The 19788-nt window shown below is 75.2% G+C and carries 19 protein-coding genes; 12 read left to right on the forward strand and 7 right to left on the reverse strand.

Annotated features, from left to right (window positions below):
• Positions 1–46: 46 nt before the first annotated feature.
• Both K353_RS26605 and K353_RS26610 read right to left on the reverse strand, forming a co-directional pair.
• Complete coding sequence (locus K353_RS26605) at positions 47–1162, reverse strand: polysaccharide deacetylase family protein (RefSeq protein ID WP_158585494.1); 1116 nt, start codon at positions 1160–1162, stop codon at positions 47–49.
• 151 nt (positions 1163–1313) lie between these two features.
• A complete protein-coding gene (locus K353_RS26610; protein WP_111556068.1) occupies positions 1314–3134 on the reverse strand; it encodes a long-chain fatty acid--CoA ligase in 1821 nt (606 codons plus the stop codon).
• Positions 3135–3515: 381 nt separating this feature from the next.
• On the opposite strand from K353_RS26610, the gene K353_RS26615 reads away from it, so the two are divergent.
• From K353_RS26615 to K353_RS26635, 5 genes are all read left to right on the forward strand, one after another.
• Complete coding sequence (locus K353_RS26615) at positions 3516–6209, forward strand: nitrate- and nitrite sensing domain-containing protein (RefSeq protein ID WP_146616577.1); 2694 nt, start codon at positions 3516–3518, stop codon at positions 6207–6209.
• Positions 6206–6625, forward strand: coding sequence for a roadblock/LC7 domain-containing protein (locus K353_RS26620; RefSeq protein ID WP_030462671.1), 420 nt, complete (start codon positions 6206–6208; stop codon positions 6623–6625). Before K353_RS26615 ends, K353_RS26620 begins: the two co-directional genes overlap by 4 nt.
• Positions 6622–7155, forward strand: a complete 534-nt coding sequence (locus tag K353_RS26625) for a DUF742 domain-containing protein (RefSeq protein WP_370447662.1) — start codon at positions 6622–6624, stop codon at positions 7153–7155. Before K353_RS26620 ends, K353_RS26625 begins: the two co-directional genes overlap by 4 nt.
• The gene (locus K353_RS26630) at positions 7136–7744 is read left to right on the forward strand and encodes an ATP/GTP-binding protein (RefSeq protein WP_100839556.1); all 609 of its coding nucleotides are present in this window, start codon (positions 7136–7138) and stop codon (positions 7742–7744) included. The genes K353_RS26625 and K353_RS26630 overlap by 20 nt, the downstream gene beginning before the upstream one ends.
• 679 nt (positions 7745–8423) lie before the next feature.
• Positions 8424–9107 (forward strand): winged helix-turn-helix domain-containing protein, encoded by a 684-nt coding sequence (locus tag K353_RS26635; protein WP_111556070.1) that lies wholly within the window; start codon positions 8424–8426, stop codon positions 9105–9107.
• 100 nt (positions 9108–9207) lie between these two features.
• On the opposite strand, the gene K353_RS26640 is transcribed toward K353_RS26635, so the two are convergent.
• On the reverse strand, positions 9208–9990 hold the full coding sequence (locus K353_RS26640; protein WP_111556071.1) for an IclR family transcriptional regulator: 783 nt from the start codon (positions 9988–9990) through the stop codon (positions 9208–9210).
• A 336-nt stretch (positions 9991–10326) separates the two neighbouring features.
• Here K353_RS26640 and K353_RS26645 point away from each other — a divergent pair, with 336 nt between their 5' ends.
• The 6 genes from K353_RS26645 to K353_RS26670 all read left to right on the forward strand — a co-directional run bounded on the left by K353_RS26645 (position 10327) and on the right by K353_RS26670 (position 16108).
• On the forward strand, positions 10327–11337 hold the full coding sequence (locus K353_RS26645) for an ABC transporter substrate-binding protein (protein ID WP_111556072.1): 1011 nt from the start codon (positions 10327–10329) through the stop codon (positions 11335–11337).
• A 98-nt stretch (positions 11338–11435) separates the two neighbouring features.
• Entirely contained in the window at positions 11436–12473 is a 1038-nt protein-coding gene (locus K353_RS26650) for an NrtA/SsuA/CpmA family ABC transporter substrate-binding protein (RefSeq protein ID WP_111556073.1), read from the forward strand.
• Positions 12474–12553: 80 nt separating this feature from the next.
• Entirely contained in the window at positions 12554–13366 is an 813-nt protein-coding gene (locus K353_RS26655; RefSeq protein WP_111556089.1) for an ABC transporter permease, read from the forward strand.
• Positions 13363–14097, forward strand: coding sequence for an ABC transporter ATP-binding protein (locus K353_RS26660; RefSeq protein ID WP_111556074.1), 735 nt, complete (start codon positions 13363–13365; stop codon positions 14095–14097). The genes K353_RS26655 and K353_RS26660 overlap by 4 nt, the downstream gene beginning before the upstream one ends.
• A 26-nt stretch (positions 14098–14123) precedes the next feature.
• Positions 14124–15032, forward strand: a complete 909-nt coding sequence (locus K353_RS26665) for an ABC transporter substrate-binding protein (RefSeq protein WP_111556075.1) — start codon at positions 14124–14126, stop codon at positions 15030–15032.
• A gap of 5 nt (positions 15033–15037) precedes the next feature.
• The gene (locus K353_RS26670) at positions 15038–16108 is read left to right on the forward strand and encodes an LLM class flavin-dependent oxidoreductase (protein WP_100839549.1); all 1071 of its coding nucleotides are present in this window, start codon (positions 15038–15040) and stop codon (positions 16106–16108) included.
• A gap of 156 nt (positions 16109–16264) precedes the next feature.
• Here the strand turns inward: K353_RS26670 and K353_RS26675 are convergent, their stop codons facing one another.
• Entirely contained in the window at positions 16265–17254 is a 990-nt protein-coding gene (locus K353_RS26675) for an aldo/keto reductase (RefSeq protein WP_111556076.1), read from the reverse strand.
• Between the two features lie 164 nt (positions 17255–17418).
• Between K353_RS26675 and K353_RS26680 the strand changes: the two genes are divergently transcribed.
• Entirely contained in the window at positions 17419–17868 is a 450-nt protein-coding gene (locus K353_RS26680; protein ID WP_111556077.1) for a group III truncated hemoglobin, read from the forward strand.
• A gap of 71 nt (positions 17869–17939) precedes the next feature.
• On the opposite strand, the gene K353_RS26685 is transcribed toward K353_RS26680, so the two are convergent.
• From K353_RS26685 to K353_RS37295, 3 genes are all read right to left on the reverse strand, one after another.
• A complete protein-coding gene (locus K353_RS26685; RefSeq protein ID WP_111556078.1) occupies positions 17940–19256 on the reverse strand; it encodes an MFS transporter in 1317 nt (438 codons plus the stop codon).
• Between the two features lie 178 nt (positions 19257–19434).
• On the reverse strand, positions 19435–19554 hold the full coding sequence (locus tag K353_RS34955) for a class III lanthipeptide (RefSeq protein ID WP_193588065.1): 120 nt from the start codon (positions 19552–19554) through the stop codon (positions 19435–19437).
• A gap of 67 nt (positions 19555–19621) precedes the next feature.
• Entirely contained in the window at positions 19622–19741 is a 120-nt protein-coding gene (locus K353_RS37295; protein ID WP_193588066.1) for a class III lanthipeptide, read from the reverse strand.
• Positions 19742–19788 lie beyond the last annotated feature (47 nt).

Below are 19788 nucleotides of genomic sequence, written 5' to 3' on the forward strand. Positions count from 1 at the left end.
CGGGCTCGTGGAAGGAGCCCGGCCACCGGCGTTCTCGGGGCGGCGCTCAGCGCAGGTGGTCGCCGAGCGCGGCGGGCCGCAGACCGGCCTGCCCGGCCGCGTCCAGCGCGCGCCGGAGGTCGTCGGCCAGGGTGTCGGTGAAGTGCGTGATGATCACGTCGCCGGGCTGGAGCGGGCCGCCGTGGTAGACGTTCGCGGCGCCCGAGGTGAAGTCGGCGGTCGCGGTCAGCACGTACGCCATGCCGCAGTTCGCGGCGGCCTGCCGGGTGTCGTCGTCGAAGGCGAAGTAGGGCGGCCGGAAGACCGTCGGGACGGTGCCGTAGCGCGCGGTGACCGCGTCCCGGGCGTCGCAGATCTCGGCCTGCTGCTCGGCCGGGGAGAGCGTGGTCAGGTCGCGGTGCGAGACGCCGTGGTCCTGGATCGAGGAGCCGGGCGCGGCGGTGACCCGGCGGAAGTAGTCCGGCTCGAAGCCCGCCGGCATCGGCAGCGGGAAGACGGTCACCGGCAGCGCGCGGTCGGCGATCAGCCGGGCCGCCTCCGGGGTGCGGGTCCAGCCGTCGTCGACGGTCAGGAAGACCGCCCTGTCGTCGGTCGGCACGTTCCAGGTGGCGGGCGCGGGCGCCGGGCGGTCGCCGGTGACCGAGACGTCGTCCACCGCGACCGGGCCCTGGCCGTACCAGCCGTGCACGTACAGCTGCACCGAGGTGGTGGCCGGGCCGGTGGTGAAGCCGGTCGACAGCCGCTGCCAGCCGTCCCCGGTGGACGCCGTCCAGGCCGGGGCGACGTCGTGGCCGGTGCCGGTGGCGCCGAGGAAGACGTACGAGCCGTGCACCCAGGCGCGGTACGTGTAGGCGGTGTTCGGGCGCACCGCCAGGGTCTGGGTGCACCGGCCGGTGGAGTCGCCGGCGGCGGGGGTGATCGCCAGGGCGGCGGTGCCGGTGCGGGCGGCGGCGGTGAGCGCGCCCTCGCCGGGCGCGCAGTGCCAGCCGGGGACCGAGCCCCAGTCGGCCAGCGGCAGGGTGGGGATCTCGAAGCCGGGATTGGTGGCCAGGTTCGGCGCGGGGGCCGGGACGTCCGCGCGCGCGGCCGGGACGGCGGCGGCGGAGGCCAGCGCGGCGGTGGCGGCGAGCGCCGCGAGACGGCGGCGGGCGGAACTGAGCACGGGTCGACTCCAGTGTGGGGGACGGGCGGAGGGGCGAACCCCGGAGGGTCGGAGATCGGGTGGGGGTCCTGCCGCACCAGGCCGCTGCACACAATGGACTGGACCAATCACGGCGGTCAAGCGGAACCGGCCGACCGGCCGCCGAGATCGGTCAACCGGCGTAGAGCTCCTCGATGTCCGCCGCGTACCGCTCCGCCACCGCCGCCCGGCGGATCTTCAGCGAGGGCGTCAACAACCCCTCCTCCAGGGAGAACTCGCGCGGCAGCAGCCGGAACGCCCGGATCGACTCGGCCCGCGACACCGTGGTGTTCGCCGCCCCCACCGCCCGCTGCACCTCCTGGTGCAGCTCCGGGTCGGTGAGCGCCTGCCACATCTCCAGCGGCGCCCGCCCGCGCGCCCGCAGCCAGTGCGCCAGCGCCACCGCGTCCAGCGTGATCAGCGCCGCCAGGTACGGCCGGTCGTCGCCCACGATCAGGCACTGCGCGATCAGCGGGTGCGCCCGCACCCGCTCCTCCAGCACCGCCGGGGCCAGGTTCTTGCCGCTGGAGGTGACGATCACCTCCTTCTTGCGGCCGGTCAGCGTCAGGTAGCCGTCCTCGTCCAGCACCCCCAGGTCCCCGGTGGCCAGCCAGCCCCGGCACAGCGCCTCGTCCGAGCAGCGCGGGTGGTTGAGGTACCCGGAGAACACGCCCGGACCCTTCACCCACACCTCGCCGTCCTCGGCGATCGCCACCGTCGAACCCGGCATCGGACGCCCCACCGTGCCGAACTTCGGCCGCCGCGGCGGGTTCGCGGTCACCGGCGCGGACGACTCGGTCAGCCCGTAGCCCTCGTACACCGTCATGCCCGCGCCCGCGAAGAACAGCCCCAGCTCCCGGCCCAGCATCGACCCGCCGGTCATCACCGCCCGCACCCGGCCGCCCAGGACCTCCCGCACCCGCTGGTACACCAGCCGCTCGTACGCGGCGTGCCGCACCCGCAGCGCCGGCGAGGGGCCCGGGCCGGTGCGGTGCGCCCGGCGCTCCCAGGCCGCCGCCCACTCGACGGCCACCCGCTCGGCCTGCTCGAACAGCTCCAGCCGGCCCGCCGCCTCGGCGGCCTCCCGGGCCCGGCGGTGGATCTTCTCGAAGACGTACGGCACCGCGTGCAGGAAGGTCGGCCGGAACGCGGCCAGGGCCGGCAGCAGGCTGTCCGAGGCCAGCTTCGCGTGGTGGCCGATCCGGATGCCGCCGCGCACCGCCGCCACCTGCGTCAGCCGCCCGAACACGTGCGCCAGCGGCAGGAACAGCAGGGTGGCCGGCTGCCCGCCGCCGGTGTCGCGGAACACCTCGTCCCAGCCCGCCAGCAGGGCGTCCGCCACCGCCGCGAAGTTGCCGTGGGTCAGCAGGCAGCCCTTGGGACGGCCGGTGGTGCCCGAGGTGTAGATGACACTGGCCAGCGAGTCCGCCGTCACCCCCAGCCGCTGACGGTGCACCAGCGCGTCCGGCACGCCCGCGCCGTCCGCCGCCAACTGGGCCACGCAGCCGCGGTCCAGCTGCCAGATGCCGGTCAGCTCCGGCAGCGCGTCGCACACCGCGCCGACCGTCATCGCCTGGTCCTCGTCCTCCACCACGCAGGCCACCGCCGAGGTCTCCGCCAGGATCCAGCGGACCTGGTCGGCCGAGGCCGTCGGGTACACCGGCACCGGGATCGCCCCCACCGACCAGAGCGCGTAGTCGAACAGCGTCCACTCCCAGCGGGTCGCCGACATCACCGCGACCCGGTCGCCGTAGCGCACCCCCCGGGTCAGCAGTCCCCTGGCCAGCGCCAGCACCTCGTCGCGGAACCCGGCCGCCGTCACCGGCGTCCAGACGCCGTCCACCAGCCGGGACACCACCGGCAGCCCCGGCTCCCGCTCGGCCCGGTCGAACACCGAGTCGGCCAGCCCGCCGGCCGGCCCGCCGCCCAGCGCGGGGCTGCTGAACTCTCGCACGGTACCCCCGATCCCGCCCCGAACCACCCACCCGGACCCGGCCCGCACGGCCCGGTCCGCACGGCCGGCCGAGGGCCGGACCGCGGTACCGGCGAAGCTACCCGATCGGCGCGGCGCTGCCCAGAGTCACCGTCCGACGACGCCCCGCACCGGAGGAAGCCCCGCAGGTCGGGGCCATGCCAGACCCCCGGCGGGGAAATTAAAGGACGATCCGGACAACAGCCGATCACGATGCACTTCCACCCTACGAACGGACGGTCAGGAAGTAGTAGGCTCGCGGCTCTCGACCCCACCCGCACCCACCCCTGCCCGCGCGCCCCCGCCCCCGCGCGTCCGCCCGCGTCCGACAACCTTCCCGCCCGAGGACCACAAAGGACCCGTATGCGCCTGCGCCGCAGCTCGATCCGCGCGAGGATCGTCGCGCTGCTCCTGGTGCCCGTCGCGGCGCTCAGCGGCCTGTGGGTGTACGCCACGCTCGTCACCACCGGCGACGTGTGGAGCCAGATCGACCTCGGCTCCACCTACACCGCCTTCGGCAACCCCGCCGACCGGTACGCCTACGACCTCCAGCAGGAACGCACCGCCGCCGTGCTGCGGCTGGCCGCCCCCGCGAACGCCGACTACGCCGCCGCCTACGACAAGGCCCGCACCACCACTGACCGCGACCTCCAACTGCTGCGCTACCAGGGCACCAGCCACGACGCCGGCAAGCTCGACGCCGACCAGCGCGCCCGCTACCAGGACGTGCTCGCGGTCGCCGGCCAGCTCGGCGCGATCCGCAACCAGATCGCCCAGTCCCGGCAGAGCTGGGACGGCGCGCTCAAGGACTACAGCGACCTGATCAACCCGGTCTTCGCGTTCCGCTCCTCCTTCATCGCCAAGCAGACCGGCTCGCTGCCCCGCCAGGGCACCATCCTGGTCGAGCTCTCCCGGGCCGGCGAGTACCTCTCCCAGGAGACCGCCGCGATGCGCGCCCTGCGGGCCGGCCCCCTGGCCGACGCCCAGGACCCGCGCAAGCAGCAGGTCGCCCTGGACGCCGTGAACGCCCAGCAGGCGCTGTTCCGGATCTACATCGCCGAACTCGACGACCAGGACCGGCAGGCGTACAACGCGCTGCGCCTGGGCCTGAACTGGAGCTGGCTCACCGCCGCCGAGTCCGGCTTCGACAAGGCCGCCGACCGGGCCCTGGAGCTGCGCGGCGACCCCGCCGACTCCTGGGGCGGCCCCGCCACCAAGGTCCTCGCCGACGTCGACGCGATCAACTTCCGGCTGGCCAAGGAACTCGGCGACCAGGCCCGCACCAGCGCGATCGACGCCCTGGTGCGCGGCGGCACGGCCGGCCTGATCGGCCTCACCGCGGTCGTCCTGTCGATCGTCATCTCCTACCGCACCGGCCGCCGCCTGGTGCGCGAACTCGTCGGCCTGCGCAACGCCGCCGCCGACCTGTCCGCCACCCGGCTGCCCTCCGTGATGCTCCGGCTGCGCCGCGGCGAGGCCGTCGACGTGGTCGCCGAGGTGCCCCCGCTGGAGTTCGGCGCGGGGGAGATCGGCCAGGTCGGCCGGGCCTTCAACGAAGTCCAGCGGGTCGCCGTCGAGGCCGCCGTCGAACAGGCCGAACTGCGCCGCGGCGTCTCCGCCGTCTTCGTCAACCTGGCCCGCCGCTCCCAGGTGCTGCTGCACCGCCAGCTCACCCTGCTCGACACCATGGAGCGCCGCACCGAGGACCCGCGCGAACTGGAGGACCTGTTCCGGCTCGACCACCTCACCACCCGCATGCGCCGCCACGCCGAGGGCCTGATCATCCTCTCCGGCGGCTCGCCCGGCCGCGCCTGGCGCAAGCCGGTCCGGATGGTCGACGTGGTGCGCGCCGCCGTCGGCGAGGTCGAGGACTACGCCCGGGTGCAGGTCCGCCCGTTCCCCGGCACCGGCCTGCTCGGCTCCGCGGTCGCCGACGTCACCCACCTGGTCGCCGAACTCGTCGAGAACGCCACCGTGTTCTCGCCGCCGCAGACCCAGGTCACCGTCCAGGGCGAGGTGGTCGCGCACGGCTTCTGCCTGGAGATCGACGACCGCGGCCTCGGCCTGGGCGAGCAGCACCTGGAGGAGATCAACCAACGCCTGTCCGTGGAGCAGGAGTTCGACCTCGCCGACACCGACCGGCTCGGCCTGTTCGTGGTCTCCCGGCTGGCCCGCCGGCACGGCATCCGGGTGCACCTGCGGCCCAGCCCCTACGGCGGCACCTCCGCGGTCGTGCTGATCCCGCGCGAACTGCTCGCCGAGACCGTCGAGACCGCCCCCGACGCCCCCCGGCAGGGCGCCGAGGACACCGGCACCCACCGCCGCCCGCCCGCCCCGGCCGCCGCCTCCACCGCGGTCGCCGTCCCGGCCCGCGGCCAGGGCGCGCACGCCGCGCCCGCCGCCGCGCTCGGCGGGCCCCGCCCGTCCGAGGCCGAGCCGTCCCGCACCCCCGGCGGGCTGCCCCGCCGCCGGTCCGCCGCCGCGGCCCCGCAGGCCGCCGCCGGGGGCACCGGGCGCCACCGCCGCCCCGAGGAGGACGGCGAGCGGCCCGCGCTGCCCGCCGCCGCCTCCACCGCTGCCGCCTCCACCGCCACCGCCTCCACCGCCACCGCCGCCGGACCGGCCGCGGGTCCGGCGCTCACCCCGGTGGCCGGCGGACTGCTGCCCAAGCGGGTCCGGCAGGCCAGCCTGGCCCCGCAACTGCGGCCCGGCGCCGAACCGGAGACCGCCGAACCGGCCCGCGCGCGCGACCCCGAGGAGGCCCGCTCCGCGTTCGCCTCCTTCCAGCGCGGCTTCGCCCGCGGCCGCGGCGACCGGCTCCAGCCCGCCTCGCTCACCGTGGTGCGCTCCGAGCCGGAGTCCCCCGACGGCGCCCGCACCCCCGAACGGCCCGCGCCGGTCCGCCCCCCGGGGCCCGGACAGCCGCCCCGGCTCCGGATCGCGCTGCCGTCCGCACCGGTGCCGCACGCGCTGCCCGCCGCCCCCGCCCGCTCCGTCCCGCCGGCGCACCCGACGCCGACCGCACCGCCCGCACCAGCAGAAGGAACCGAATCATGACCGCAACAACACCGCCGTCCGGGGACCTCGACTGGCTCCTCAACGACCTGGTCGGCCGGGTGGCGACCCTTCGGCATGCGGTGATCCTGTCCAGCGACGGCCTGGCCACCGGCGTCTCCAGCGGCCTGGACCGGGAGGACGCCGAGCACCTCGCGGCGGTCGCCGCGGGCTTCCACAGCCTCGCCAAGGGCGCCGGACGGCACTTCCGGGTCGGCGGCGTCCGGCAGACCATGGTCGAGCTGGACGACGCCTTCCTGTTCATCACCGCCGCCGGCGACGGCAGCTGCCTGGCCGTGCTCAGCGACGCCGAGTCCGATGTGGGCCAGATCGCCTACGAGATGGCACTGTTGGTCAAGCGCGTCGGCGAGCACCTGGCCGCCGAGCCGAGGACCGACACCACGCTGCCCGGGAGATGACCGATTCGATGAGCGAGCCCGAGCCGACCGAGCCGACCGGGGCCCCCGCCCCGGCCGACCTCAGCGGTGCGACCGCGGACGGGCGGGCGGCCGGCGGAGGACCGGCCGACCCGTTCGCCCCCCGCACCCCGGTGGACGACCGCTGGTTCGACGACGAGGCCGGACCGGTGGTCCGGCTCTTCTCCATGACCAGAGGGCGCGCCCGCCCGGTCGACGACGGCCTGTTCGACCTGATCTCGCTGGTCACCGCCGCCGGGCCGGACCCCGGTCCCGGCGGCGCCCGGCCCGACCCCGCGCCCGACCCCGCGCTCGACCCGGAACACCACGCGATCCTGGAACTCTGCCGCGACGAGCCGCTGAGCGTCGCCGAGCTCGGGTCCTACACCGACCTGCCGGTGAGCGTGGTCCGGGTCCTGCTCGGGGACCTCCACGACGCCGACCTGATCAGCGTCACCCGACCCGTCCAGCTCGCCCAACAACCGGACGAGCGCCTGCTGCGAGACGTGATCAATGGCCTCCGTGCACTCTGACGCCCCGTCGTCCCCCGCCGCCCGCAAAGCCCCCTGGGGCGCCGACGCGGTCAAGATCCTGATCGCCGGCGGCTTCGGCGCGGGCAAGACCACCCTGGTGGGCGCGGTCAGCGAGATCCGCCCGCTGCGCACCGAGGAGCTGCTCAGCGAGGTCGGCCGGCCGGTCGACGACACCGCCGGGGTGGAGGCCAAGCGCACCACCACCGTCGCCATGGACTTCGGCCGGATCGACCTCCGACCCGGCCTGGCCCTCTACCTGTTCGGCACCCCCGGCCAGGACAGGTTCTGGTTCGTCTGGGACGAGCTGGCCCGCGGCGCCCTCGGCGCGGTCGTCCTCGCCGACACCCGGCGGCTGGCCGACTCCTTCCCCTCGGTCGACTACTTCGAGCAGCGCGGCATCCCGTTCGTGGTCGCCGTCAACTGCTTCGAGGGCACCGAGGTCTACGCCCCCGAGGACGTCCGCGCCGCGCTGGACCTGCCGGCCGGGGTGCCGGTGCTGCTGTGCGACGCCCGGCGGCGCGAGGACGGCAAGGAGCTGCTGATCCGGCTGGTCGAGCACGCGGCGGCCCGCGTCGGGGTGCGGCTGTAGCACCGCCGGGGCGCGGCGCGCCCGTAGCACCGTCGCGGCACCGCCGCAGCACCGTCGTGGCGCGCCCGTGATGCGGCCGTCGCGGGCTGCCGCGGGGCTGTCGTGCGGCCGTTGCCCTGCCGTTGCCCTGCCGCCGCCGACTTCTGACGTCCGTGCAGGTCAGCGCGGTGACGTCCGGATGGCGGACGGTTTCCGTCTCGGTCTGCGGATGGGGTGGTGCAGTGGGTTGCCTTCCGGGCACCGGGCGTGGAAGTCTCGTACCCGTGCCCGCCGCCGTTCCGCCGCGGGCCCGACACGATTTCGGGGGAGGAGCAGCGCCATGACCGTCTCGGTCCGCCTCGCCGCGCTCCCCGTGCTCACCGTCCGCCGGTACCTCGACCACGGCCGGATCTACAGCACCTGCTGTCGCTGACGCACCGCCACTCCTCCCCGCTCGACGCCGGGGAGTGGCGGTTCCGTGCGTCCCGTCGACCCCCTGCCGCGCTCCGGAGAGCAGCCGTGCACCTTCGCACCCTCCTCGAACCGTTCTGGCCCTCGCGCCGGAACCACCACTTCGACCAGACCTGTCGGCGCGCACCCCGCGCCTCCCGGCCCCGGACCTGACCCACCGTCAACTCCCGTGCGCCGGAAGCGCAGACGACGACCACCCCCCGACCGTCACGCGCGAAAGAGCCCTCACATGTCGTACGCCACCGCCACCGCCGCCACCACCTCGACCCCGCACCTGCGCGCGGTCCGCGCCCTCCCCAACCTGGCCCCCGCCACCACCGTGACCGAGCACCGGCGGCCGATCCCGCCGCGGCCGGTGGGCGCGGCCGTGACCCCCGCCCCGGTGTCCGTCGCCCCGGCCCCCGCGCCGGAGAGCCTGCTGGCCGGGCTCCAGGACGGCGCGGCCGTGGTCGCCGCCCTCCCGCAGTCCGTCCTGCCGCAGGCGCTGCTGGCGCAGCTCGGCGCGGCCAACTCCCCGCTGGTGGGCTACCTGGTGCTGGTGCCGGCGGAGGGCCAGAGCGCCCCCGCCCCCACCGCCGCCGCGGTCGCCGAGGCTCCCGCGGCCCGCCCGTTCACCCGCCCCGCCGACAGCGGCATCTCCGTCGACCTGGACCGCCGCAACGCGTACGTCGACGGCTCCCTGCTCGACCTCACCTACCTCGAGTTCGAGCTCCTCGCCCACCTCACCGAGCACCCGCACCGGGTGCACACCCGCGACCAACTGGTCCACACCGTCTGGGGCTACGGCCACGTCGGTGACGGCCGCACCGTCGACGTGCACGTCGCCCGCCTGCGCCGCAAGCTCGGCGCGGCCTACCGCGACACGATCGTCACCGTCCGCCGGGTCGGCTACAAGTACGCGCCGGCCGCGTAGCGGGCGCACCGCGCGACGGGGGAACGCGCGCGGGCGGCACCCACCGGGGGCCGTGGCCGGGACGACGACAGGTCGTCCCGGCCACGGCCCCGCCGCGTGTTCAGCGCTGGTCCGGGGGGAGCAGGAGGACCGCCAGGGCCCGGGCGCAGGCGTGGGCGTGGGCGAGGGTGCGGGGGAGCGCCTCGTCGGGCAGGTGGGCGGGGGTGGAGCGGACGGCGAGCGCGAAGCGGGCGGTGCCGGCGCGGTCGAGCACGGGGACGGCCAGGGTGCGGACGCCGGTGGCGGACTCGCCGTCGTTGAGGGCGTGGCCGCGCTCGCGGGTGCGGGCGAGTTCGGCGTCGAGGGCGGCCGGGTCGGTGAGGGTGCGCGGGGTGTAGGCGGGCAGCGGCCCGCGCAGCGGCGTCTCGGCGGGGGAGGGCCAGGCGAGCAGCACCTTGCCGAGCGCGGTGGAGTGCAGCGGGCGGCGCAGGCCGAGGCCGGTGGAGGGCAGGACGGAGCCGCCGACCAGGATCACGGCGTGCGGGCCGGAGCGGATGGCGAGGTCGGCGGTGGCGCCGGTGCGCCGGGCCAGCTCGGCGAGTTCGGGGCCGGCCAGGTGCAGTCCGCGCTGGTGGAAGCTGAGTTGGCCGAGTTCGGCGACGGCCGGGCCGAGCCGGTAGCGGGCGGTGCGCTCGTCCTGGTCGAGGAAGCCGGTGGCGACCAGGGTGCGGGCCAGGCGGTGCGCGGTGGAGACGGACAGGCCCATCCGGCGGGCGAGTTCGGAGGCGCTCAGGTCGGGCCCGTTGTCGTGGAAGCAGTGCAGCAGGCCCAGCGCCCGGTGGACCGCCTGGGCGCCGGGCGGCGGGCCGGTCGGCGGGGCGGGGAGGGTTCCGGGGCCGGGCATCGCACCTCTTCGTGGGTCGGCTCGTCGGGTCGACGTCCGTGCTTTTACCAGGATATGGGAGTGATCACTGCGGCAGTGTGTCGGCAGTGTTGCGGCTGTCCGGCCTTCCGTGAACAGGTGATCCCATCATCTGGCAAGGCTTGATTCCACCCCCGGCCGGGTGGAACGCTCAGCTCACCAGCCGGTCCGAACAGGAAGGAGTCCACCGTGAAGACGCACCGGGGCCACTCCTCCTGTTGCCGCTGACCGTACCCAGAGCCCTTCTCCCGCCGCGCCCGCCTTCCCACCATGCGGAAGGCCGGGCGCGCGCCGCCTGCCGATCCCCGGAGCCCCGCCATGAGCACGCCCCCCGCCGCGCCGCCGTACCCCGACACCCTGTGGTTCACCCGCTGCCCCGTGCCGACCGCCACCGGCATCGCCGCCGACCGGGGCTGGCTGGCCGAGGAGTTCGCGGCCGAGGGCATCGCGGTGCGCTCCCTCCAGGACGTCCCGCCGGAGGTCGCCGCCGACCACCACTACACCCACGCGCTGGCCGGGCTGTTCCGCGAGGGCGGCAACGTCCCGGCGCTGTGGGCGCGTTCGCGCGGCGAGCGGACCAGGCTGATCGGCCTGACCTGGATCGAGGAGCGGCAGAGCGTCCTGGTCCGCGAGGGCAGCGGCATCACCTCCGCCGAGCAGCTGCGCGGACGGCGGCTCGCCCTGCCCCGGCACCCGATCGCCATCGACTTCTGGCGGGCGATGGCGCTGGCCGGCCACCACGGGGCGCTCGCCTCGGCCGGGCTCACCCTCGCCGACGCCGAACCGGTCGACGTCGAGGCGGCCCCCGGCGGCGGCCAGTGGGAGGCCGAACTCGCCGCGCTGGCGGACGGCCGGGTGGACGCCGTGTACGTCAAGGGCGCGCTCGCCGTCGAGGCCGCCCGCCGCCACGGGGCCGTCCCCGCCGTGGAGTTGGACGCGCTGCCGGACCGCCGGCACCGGGTCAACAACGGCACCCCGCGCCCGATCACCGTCCACCAGCAGCTCCTGGACGAGCACCCCGAGCTGGTGGCCCGCTTCCTGGCCGTCCTGCTGCGGGCCGCCGACTGGGCGGCCGGGCAGCCGGGCGAGGTGGCCCGCATCCTCGGCGCCGAGACCGGCGCCGGCCCCGAGGGCGTCGCCGGCGCGTACGCCGCGGGCGGCCACCGCACCCTGCACCCCGACCTGTCCGCCGACCGCCTCGACCTGCTCGCCCGGCAGGAGGAGTTCCTGCACGCCCACGGCTTCCTCGCCGACCGGGTCGACGTCCACGCCTGGGCCGACCCCGCCCCGCTGGCCGCCGCCCGCGCCCTGCTCGCGCGGCGGCCGTGATCGCCCGCCCCTCCCCGCCCTCCTGACCCGCCGCCCCTTCCCGCCCCCCTGATCCGCCGCCGACCCCCGCTCGGCACCCCCCTCTGTTGGAGAGACCCATGCACACCCCCGTCCGCCGCCGCTCCCTGCTCGCCGCCACCGCCCTGACCGCCGTCGCCGCACTCGCCCTGACCGCCTGCGGCTCGTCCGCCGAGAACGCCGCGGCCTCGGCCGACGGAAAGGGCGGCGCGGAGGTGGTGCTGAGAGTGCCGGACCCCGGCAACTCCGGCTTCCTCGCCAAGGGGAAGCAGGACGGCTCGCTGGACAGGGCGCTGGCCGCCGTGCACGCCAAGGTGACCTGGACCGGCAGCGCCGGCCCGTTCGCCCCCGCCGCGCAGGCCCTGAACGCCGACCAGCTGGACGTCGCCCAGGGCTCGATCACCTCGGCGGTCGCCGCGCTCGCCCAGAAGCCCGGCTTCAAGCTGTTCTCGCAGACCGAGCCCGACCAGGCCGGCGAGGGCATCCTGGTGAAGAACGGGTCGCCGATCAAGGAGGTCAAGGACCTGGTCGGCAGGAAGGTCGCCGTCTCGCAGGGCGGCACCTCCGAGTACCTGCTGCTCAAGGCGCTGGAGAAGAACGGCATCCCTGCCGACAAGGTCGAGCGGGTCTACCTCCGGGCCGACCAGACCTCCGGCGTCTTCAACTCCGGGCAGGTCGACGCCTGGGCGACCTGGAACACCTTCTCTATCCCCGCCATCGCCAACGCCGACGCGCACTTCCTGGTCGACGGCAAGGCCGTCGGCAGCGACAACTACGCGGTGTGGGCGGTGCGTTCGGCCTTCGCCGACAAGCACCCCGAGGTGGTGCGGGCGTTCTACGACTACCTGCACGAGAACGGCGCCAAGGAGAAGGCCGACCCGGCCGCCTACCTCAACGTCTTCACCGACGCCGGGCCGACCGCCGTCACCCCCGCCGAGCGGACGATCGCGGTCGACTTCGGCCGGCAGCGCGCCGTGGACGCCCCGATCACCGCCGCCGACACCGCCCGCTTCGACGTGGTCGCCAAGTTCTACGCCGACCAGGGCGTCACCAAGACCCAGGTGGACGTCAAGCCCTACCTGATCGACATCAACTCCCTCGCCGGGAGCGGGAAGTGACCACCGCCACCACCACCGGCGGGGCCGCCACCGACGGCACCGAGGCGGCGACCGGCACCGAGGCGGCCCGGGCCGCCGGGCTGGTCGCCCCTCGGGCCCGGGCCGCCACGACCCGGCCGCGCGGCGTCTCGCCCGCCCTGCGCACCCTGGGCCCGCTGGCCCTGCTCGCCGCCTGGCAGCTCTCCTCCGCGACCGGCGTCCTCACCCCCGACGTGCTCGCCTCGCCCGGCCAGGTCCTGCAAGCCGTACGGGAGTTGTGGGGCAACGGGCAGCTCACCGACGCGCTCTCCACCTCGCTGACCCGGGCCGCCCTCGGCCTGCTGTTCGGCGCCGGCGCCGGCCTGGTGCTCGGCGTGGTCACCGGCTTCTTCCGGCTCGGCGACGAACTGCTCGACTCGGCGATCCAAGTCCTGCGCACCGTCCCGTTCCTGGCGCTGGTGCCGCTGTTCATGGTCTGGTTCGGCATCACCGAGACCGCGAAGATCGCGCTGATCGGCGTCGCCACCTCCTTCCCGATGTACGTCTCCACCTCCGGCGGCGTCCGCAACACCGACCGCAAGCTCGTCGAGGCGATGCGCAGCTTCGGGCTCTCCCGCTGGGCGATCGTCCGCGAGGTGGTGCTGCCCGGCGCGCTGCCCGCGCTGCTGTCCGGACTGCGGCTGTCGATGACGCTCAGCGTGATCGCGCTGATCGCCGCCGAGGAGATCAACTCCACCGAGGGGATCGGCTACCTGATGGCCCAGGCGCAGAACTTCTCGCGCACCGACGTGCTCGCCGTCTGCATCCTGATCTACGGCCTGCTCGGCCTGGCCGCCGACGGCGCGGTGCGCGTCCTGGAACGCGTCCTGATGCCCTGGCGTCCCGGCACCGGACGGCAGGGGGCCGGACGGTGAGCGACCCCCGCACCCCCGCCGTCCACCTCCGGGGCCTGCGCCGGGTGTTCGGCACCCGCGCCGTCCTGGACGGCATCGACCTGGACATCGCCCGCGGCGAGTTCCTGGCCCTGCTCGGCGCGTCCGGCACCGGCAAGACCACCCTGCTGCGCATCCTGGGCGCTCTCGACCGGGCCGACGGGGGCACCGTGCTCGTACCGCCCTCGCGGACCGTGGTCTTCCAGGAGCCCCGGCTGATCCCCTCCAAGCGCGTCCTGGGCAACGTCACCGTCGGCCTGCCGCGCGGCGCCGCCACCCGGGAGACCGGCCGCCGGGCCCTGGCCGAGGTCGGCCTCGCCGACCACGCCGACGCCTGGCCCGGCACCCTCTCCGGCGGCGAGGCGCAGCGCGCCGCGCTCGCCCGGGCCCTGGTCCGGGAGCCCGAACTGCTGCTGCTGGACGAGCCGTTCGCCGCCCTGGACGCGCTCACCCGGCTGCGCATGCAGGACCTGGTCGGCGAACTGTGCCGCCGGCACCGGCCCGCCGTCCTGCTGGTCACCCACGACGTGGACGAGGCGATCCGGCTCGCCGACCGGGTGGCCGTCCTGCGCGACGGCGCGCTCGTCCGCGACGAGACCGTCGCCGTCGACCACCCCCGGGACCCGGCCGACCCCGACTTCGCGGCGCTGCGCCGCCGCCTGCTCGCCGACCTCGGCGTGCACCGGGACACCGCACCGCAGCACGCCAACTGACCCACCGCCCCAGAGAAGAGACCGCCATGACCGTCACCGTCGGTGTGCACCGCTCCAATCCGTCGCTCTACCACCTAGCCCGACTCGACTACCTCCAGCAGGAGTTGGCCCCGCTCGGCGAGAGCGCCGAGTTCCACCACTACACGGACGGCACCAGGACCGGCCCCTACCTGGCCGACGGCACCATCGACTTCGGCGGCACCGGCTCCACCCCGCCGATCACCGCCCAGGCCGCCGGCCACGACATCGTCTACACCGCCGTCTCCGCGCCCCGCCCCGACCACGGCGCGCTGCTGGTCGCCGCCGACGGCCCGGTGCACTCCGTCGCCGACCTGAAGGGCGCCACCGTGGTGCTCGGGATCGGCTCCTGGCAGACCCACCTGCTCGCCAAGGCCCTGTACCGGCACGGCCTCTCGTACCGCGACGACATCAGAGCCGAGCGCCCCGCCGGGGACGAGGCCGAGCGGCTGCGCGACGGCCGGATCGCCGGCTGGATCGCCCAGGGCGCCGAACTCGCCGCCGCCCGCCGCACCGGCGAGTTCCGCGAACTGATCCGCACCGGGGACGTCATCACCGACCGCTCGGTGTTCTTCGCCCGCCGCGAACTCGCCGTCCGGCGGCCCGAGGTGGTCGCCGCCATCGTCACCGCCCTCCAGCGCGCCGACCACTGGGCCGCCGCCCACCCCGCCGAGGCCGCCGCGCTCGCCGCCGAGGACCAGGGCGGCGAGGCCGCCGACTGGCACACCGCGCTCGCCGCGCTGCCCTGGCAACTGGAGCCCGCCACCGCCGCGTTCGTCGCCGAGCAGCAGGAGGCCGCCGACATCTTCCACGGCGTCGGCTTCATCGACCGCCCCGTCACTGTCGCCGACATCCACCTGCCCGAGCTGGAGCAGCCCGTCGCCGCCGCCATCGCCCGCGCCGCGCAGGAAGGCTGAGCGCCGTGGCCACCGAAGTCCTCTGGTACCTGATCCCGCGCGAGGGCCACTACCCGTGGGAGCCCGAAGGCCGCCGCCCGGTCGACCTCGGCTACCTCCAGCACCTGGCCGCCACCGTCGAGCGGCTCGGCTACACCGGCGCGCTGCTGGCCACCGACCAGTACGACGTGTGGGCGCTCGGCTCCGCGCTGGCCGCCGCCACCGGCCCCGGCTTCCAGCCGCTGCTCGCCGTCCACCCCGGCCTGGTCTCGCCCACCCTGCTGGCCAAGATGGCGCTCTCCTTCGAGCACCTGCACGGCCCCGGCCGGCTGCGCTTCAACGTGGTCAACGGCTCCACCGGCCAGCTGCGCGAGTACGGCCTGCACGTCGAGCACGACGACCGCTACCGGCTGTCCGCCGAGTACTGGAGCCTGGTCAAGCGCCTCACCAGCGGCGAAGTCTTCGACCACGAAGGCGAGTTCTACCAGCTCAAGAACGCCGGGGCCTCGCTGCGCGACCTGCCGCCACTGCGCGAGGGCCACATCCCGCTCTGGTTCGGCGGCTCGTCCGCGGCCGGCATCGAGGTCGCCGCCGAGCACGTCGACGTCTACCTCACCTGGGGCGAACCCCCGCACCTGCTCAAGGAGAAGCTGGAACGCGTCCGCGAACGCGCCGCCGCGCACGGCCGCACCCTGCGGCTCGGCCTGCGCCTGCACCTGATCGTCCGCGACACCGAGGAGCAGGCGTGGGCCGCCGCCGACCGGCTGCTCGACGTCACCAGCGAGGCCACCTACGCCCGCCAGCTCGGCGGCCGGGCGGGCGAGGACGGCGTCGGCTGGCAGCGCCAGTTCCGCCAGCACGGCGGCCGGGTCCCGGCCCGCGCCCGCGAGCTGGAGACCCACCCCAACCTGTGGCCCGGCATGAGCCTGTTCCGCCCCGGCCCCGGCACCGCCGTGGTCGGCTCCACCGAACAGGTCGTCGAACGGCTGCGGGAGTTCCAGGAGCTGGGCGTGGACACCTTCATCCTGTCCGGCAACCCGCTGCTGGAGGAGGCGTACCGGGTCGCCGAGACCGTCCTGCCGAAGCTGCACCCCTGAGTCCGGACCGCCTGAGTCCGGACCGCCCGAGCCCGGACCGCCCGAGCCCGGACGGGCGGGCGGCCGCACTTCCCCCGGCCGCCCGCCCGCCCGTCCACCCGGCTCCTCACCCGGCCGGCTGCCCGCCCTGCCAGGCCGACTGCCGGGCCCGGTCGGCTACTTGCTCAGCCGGTCGATCTCGGCCAGCTCCTCGGCGGTCAGCGGACCGGCCGCCAGCGCGTCCAGGTTCTGGTCCAGCTGCTTCACGCTGGAGGCGCCGATGATCACCGACACCACCCGCTCGTCCCGCAGCACCCAGGACAGCGCCAGCTGCGCCAGGCTCTGCCCGCGGCCCTCCGCGACCTTCGCCAGCGCCCGGAGCTGCTCCAGCTTGGCGTCCGTCAGCGCCTCCTCCTTCAGGAAGTGGCCCACCGACATCCGCGACCCGGCCGGCACGTCACCTGACAGGTAGCGGTCCGTCAGCAGGCCCTGCGACAGCGGCGAGTAGGCGATCAGCGCGGTCTGCGTCTCGCCCACCGCGTCCAGCAGGCCCTGCTCCGGCTCCCGGTTCAGGATCGAGTAGCTGGCCTGGTTCAGCAGGCACGGCGTACCCAGCTCGCGCAGGATCGCCACCGCCTCCCGGTGCTGCTCCGCCGGGTAGTTGGAGATCGCCGCGTACAGCGCCCGGCCCGAGCGCACCGCCGTGTCCAGCGCCCCCATGGTCTCCTCCAGCGGGACGGTCGGGTCCCACCGGTGCGAGTAGAAGACGTCGACGTAGTCCAGGCCCATCCGGCCCAGCGACTGGTCCAGGCTGGCCAGCAGGTACTTGCGGCTGCCGCCGTCCCCGTACGGGCCCGGCCACATGTCCCAGCCCGCCTTCGAGGCGATGAACAGCTCGTCCCGGAACGGGCGGAAGTCCTGCGCGAACAGGTAACCGAAGTTGCGCTCCGCGCTGCCGTACGGCGGGCCGTAGTTGTTCGCCAGGTCGAAGTGGGTCACCCCCCGGTCGAAGGCCCGGCGCAGCACCGCGCGCTGCACGTCCAGCGGCTGGGTGTCACCGAAGTTGTGCCACAGGCCCAGCGACACGGCGGGCAGCTGCACGCCGCTGCGCCCGGCGCGGCGGTAGGTCATCGAGGCATAGCGGTCGTCCGCAGGGAGGAAGCTCATGACCAGCATCCTGCCAGGTGGCGGCCCCCGGCGGGACCAACGGCCCTGCCCCCGGACACCGCCCCGGCGTAGCCTGACCGGGCGGGCACCGCGGCGCGCCACCGCCCGTGACAGCGGGTGAGGGCGGGTGGCGGCGCGCGTGACAGCACCAGGAGGACACCGCCGTGGCACTGCCGGACATCACCAGCCGGGCCGACCTGGAACGGGCCCTGCGGCTCTTCTACCGCGCCGCCTTCGCCGACCCGCTGATCGGCCCGCACTTCACCGAGGTCGCCCGCCTCGACCTGGAGGCCCACCTCCCCCGGATCACCGACTTCTGGGAGAGCGCCCTGCTGCGCACCGCCGCCTACCGCGGCAACGCGCTCGCCCCGCACGCCGCCCTGCACGCCGTCGCCCCGCTCACCGCCGCGCACTTCGGCCGCTGGGTCCAGCTCTGGCGCGCCACCCTCGACGGCCGCCACACCGGCCCCGTCACCGAACGCGCCAAGGCCCAGGCCCAGCGGATCGCCGTCACCATGCTGCGCCGCCTGGACGGGGGCGGCACCGACGGCGGCAGCGGCGGCTTCGTCCCGCTCGCGGCCGTCCGCCTGGCATCCGGCAGCGCCGCGCCCTGACGGCCGGGCACCGCGTTCCGGCGGCCGGGCACCGCCTTCCGGCCGTCGGGCGCCGGGTTCCGACGGCCCGGTCAGGTGTTCGCCACCGGGCGCGGCTCCAGGGGGCGCGGCTCCACCGTCCGGGCCTTCGGCGCGGCGGGCTCCGCCGCGCGGGGCTCGCGCAGGTCGGGGATGCGGCGCAGGCCGCCGCTGACGGTGCTGTAGAGGGCCAGCGCCAGCAGCACGCCCGCGTTCAGCAGCAGCACGGTGGACGCCGAGAAGTGGTCCAGCAGGGCGCCGCTGACCAGCGGGCCGAACGGGACGAACAGCGCGGGCGCGATGCCGCAGGCGGTCTGCACCCGGCCCAGCAGGTGGTCCGGGACGGAGTGCAGCCGGGCCGCGGAGATCACCGCGTTCGCGGCGGGCGAGGTCAGGCCGCACAGGCCGATCACCAGCGCCGTGAACGCCACCCCGTAGCCGAGCGCGAGCAGCGGGGTCAGCAGCGCGGTGCTCCAGCAGACCGCCAGCACCAGGGTGCGCGGGGCGAGGGTCCGTCCGGCCTTGGCGGAGAACACCGCGCCGACCAGGTTGCCCGCGCCGGACATCGCGATGATCAGCCCGTTGTGGTAGCTGCCGCCGGGCCCGGCCTGCGCGCCCTGCGCGACCAGCACCACCACGATGCCGCTGAACACGAAGTTCACCAGTGCCGCGTTCACCAGCGTGTACCGCAGGAACGCGCTGCGCCGCACCTCCACCAGCCCCGTGGTCAAGTCGCGCAGGAACGGCGGACGTTCGGCCTTCGGGCGCCCCGCGCCCGGCGTCTCCTTCGGCAGCCGCACGAACAGCACGCACAGCGCGGACGCGGCGAACGAGGCGGCGTCGACCACGAACGGGAGCACCGGCGTGACGGCGTACAGCGCGGCGCCGAGCATCGGCCCGCCCAGGGTGGCGACCGCCGAGCGGGCCTGCGCCATCGACACGGCGGTGGTCAGCTGGCTGCGCGGCACCACGTGCCGCAGCGCGGCCGAGGCGGCCGGCCCGAACGGGGCGCTGAGCAGGCTGTTCAGCACGGCCAGGCCCACCGCGAGCGGCAGGTTCACCCGGTCGGCGAGCACCGCCAGCGCGAACAGCGCGAAGGCCGCGGCCCGGGCCAGGTCGCAGCAGAGCATCACGGTGCGGCGGCTCAGCCGGTCGACCAGCACGCCGGCCGGGAAGCTGGCGAACAGCGAGGAGACGATCTCGGCGAAGGTGACCAGGCCGAAGTCGGTGATCGAGTGGGTGGCCGCCAGCAGGACCAGGGGAAGCGCGATGTACGTCGCCTGCGAGCCGAACGCGGACAGGGCGTGGGCCAGCCACAGGCGCTGGTAGTCGGGGTTGCGGTACAGCGGGGTGGGCGGGGCGTCTGCCACGGCGGTCCTCCCGGATCCGGAGCGGGCTGGGAATCGGGACTGGGAATCGGGCTGGAAATCGAGCGGGGAACGGAACGGCCGGGGCGGCCGGCACCCGGAAGGTGCCGGCCGCCCCGGCCGGACCCGGCCGCGCCCTACGGGGGTGAAGGGCGGGCCGGGGGGCGGTGTCCGGCGAGGATCAGACGGCGTCCTCTTCGATCTTGCTGTGGCAGTAGTTGCTGACGGTGCTCCACTCGTTGAGCTCGCCCTCGTCGGTGTCGGCGACGGACAGGTTCTGCAGCTTCAGGACCTCGGACATGGTGAACTCCTCTGCGATGGTGGTCGGTTGTGGTGCGGTGGGGTGGGGCGGGATCGAGCGAGGAGGCTTAGAGCGCGTCTTCCTCGATCTTGCTGCCGCAGTGGTTGGAGACGGTGCTCCAGTCGTTGAGCTCGCCCTCGTCGGTGTCGGCGACGGACAGGTTCTGCAGCTTCAGGATCTCGGACATGGTGAACTCCTCTGCGATGGTGGGTTTCTGTGCTGGTGCGGGGGTGG

It is taken from the genome of Kitasatospora sp. SolWspMP-SS2h (genome assembly GCF_003259315.1).
Lineage (GTDB): Bacteria > Actinomycetota > Actinomycetes > Streptomycetales > Streptomycetaceae > Kitasatospora > Kitasatospora fiedleri.

Coding starts and splice junctions, on each gene's coding strand:
- K353_RS26615 (WP_146616577.1), top strand. CDS start 3,516: ATGCGCCTGCGCCGCAGCTCGATCCGCGCGAGGATCGTCGCGCTGCTC.
- K353_RS26620 (WP_030462671.1), top strand. CDS start 6,206: ATGACCGCAACAACACCGCCGTCCGGGGACCTCGACTGGCTCCTCAAC.
- K353_RS26625 (WP_370447662.1), top strand. CDS start 6,622: ATGACCGATTCGATGAGCGAGCCCGAGCCGACCGAGCCGACCGGGGCC.
- K353_RS26630 (WP_100839556.1), top strand. CDS start 7,136: ATGGCCTCCGTGCACTCTGACGCCCCGTCGTCCCCCGCCGCCCGCAAA.
- K353_RS26635 (WP_111556070.1), top strand. CDS start 8,424: ATGTCGTACGCCACCGCCACCGCCGCCACCACCTCGACCCCGCACCTG.
- K353_RS26640 (WP_111556071.1), bottom strand. CDS start 9,990: ATGCCCGGCCCCGGAACCCTCCCCGCCCCGCCGACCGGCCCGCCGCCC.
- K353_RS26645 (WP_111556072.1), top strand. CDS start 10,327: ATGAGCACGCCCCCCGCCGCGCCGCCGTACCCCGACACCCTGTGGTTC.
- K353_RS26650 (WP_111556073.1), top strand. CDS start 11,436: ATGCACACCCCCGTCCGCCGCCGCTCCCTGCTCGCCGCCACCGCCCTG.
- K353_RS26665 (WP_111556075.1), top strand. CDS start 14,124: ATGACCGTCACCGTCGGTGTGCACCGCTCCAATCCGTCGCTCTACCAC.
- K353_RS26675 (WP_111556076.1), bottom strand. CDS start 17,254: ATGAGCTTCCTCCCTGCGGACGACCGCTATGCCTCGATGACCTACCGC.
- K353_RS34955 (WP_193588065.1), bottom strand. CDS start 19,554: ATGTCCGAGGTCCTGAAGCTGCAGAACCTGTCCGTCGCCGACACCGAC.
- K353_RS37295 (WP_193588066.1), bottom strand. CDS start 19,741: ATGTCCGAGATCCTGAAGCTGCAGAACCTGTCCGTCGCCGACACCGAC.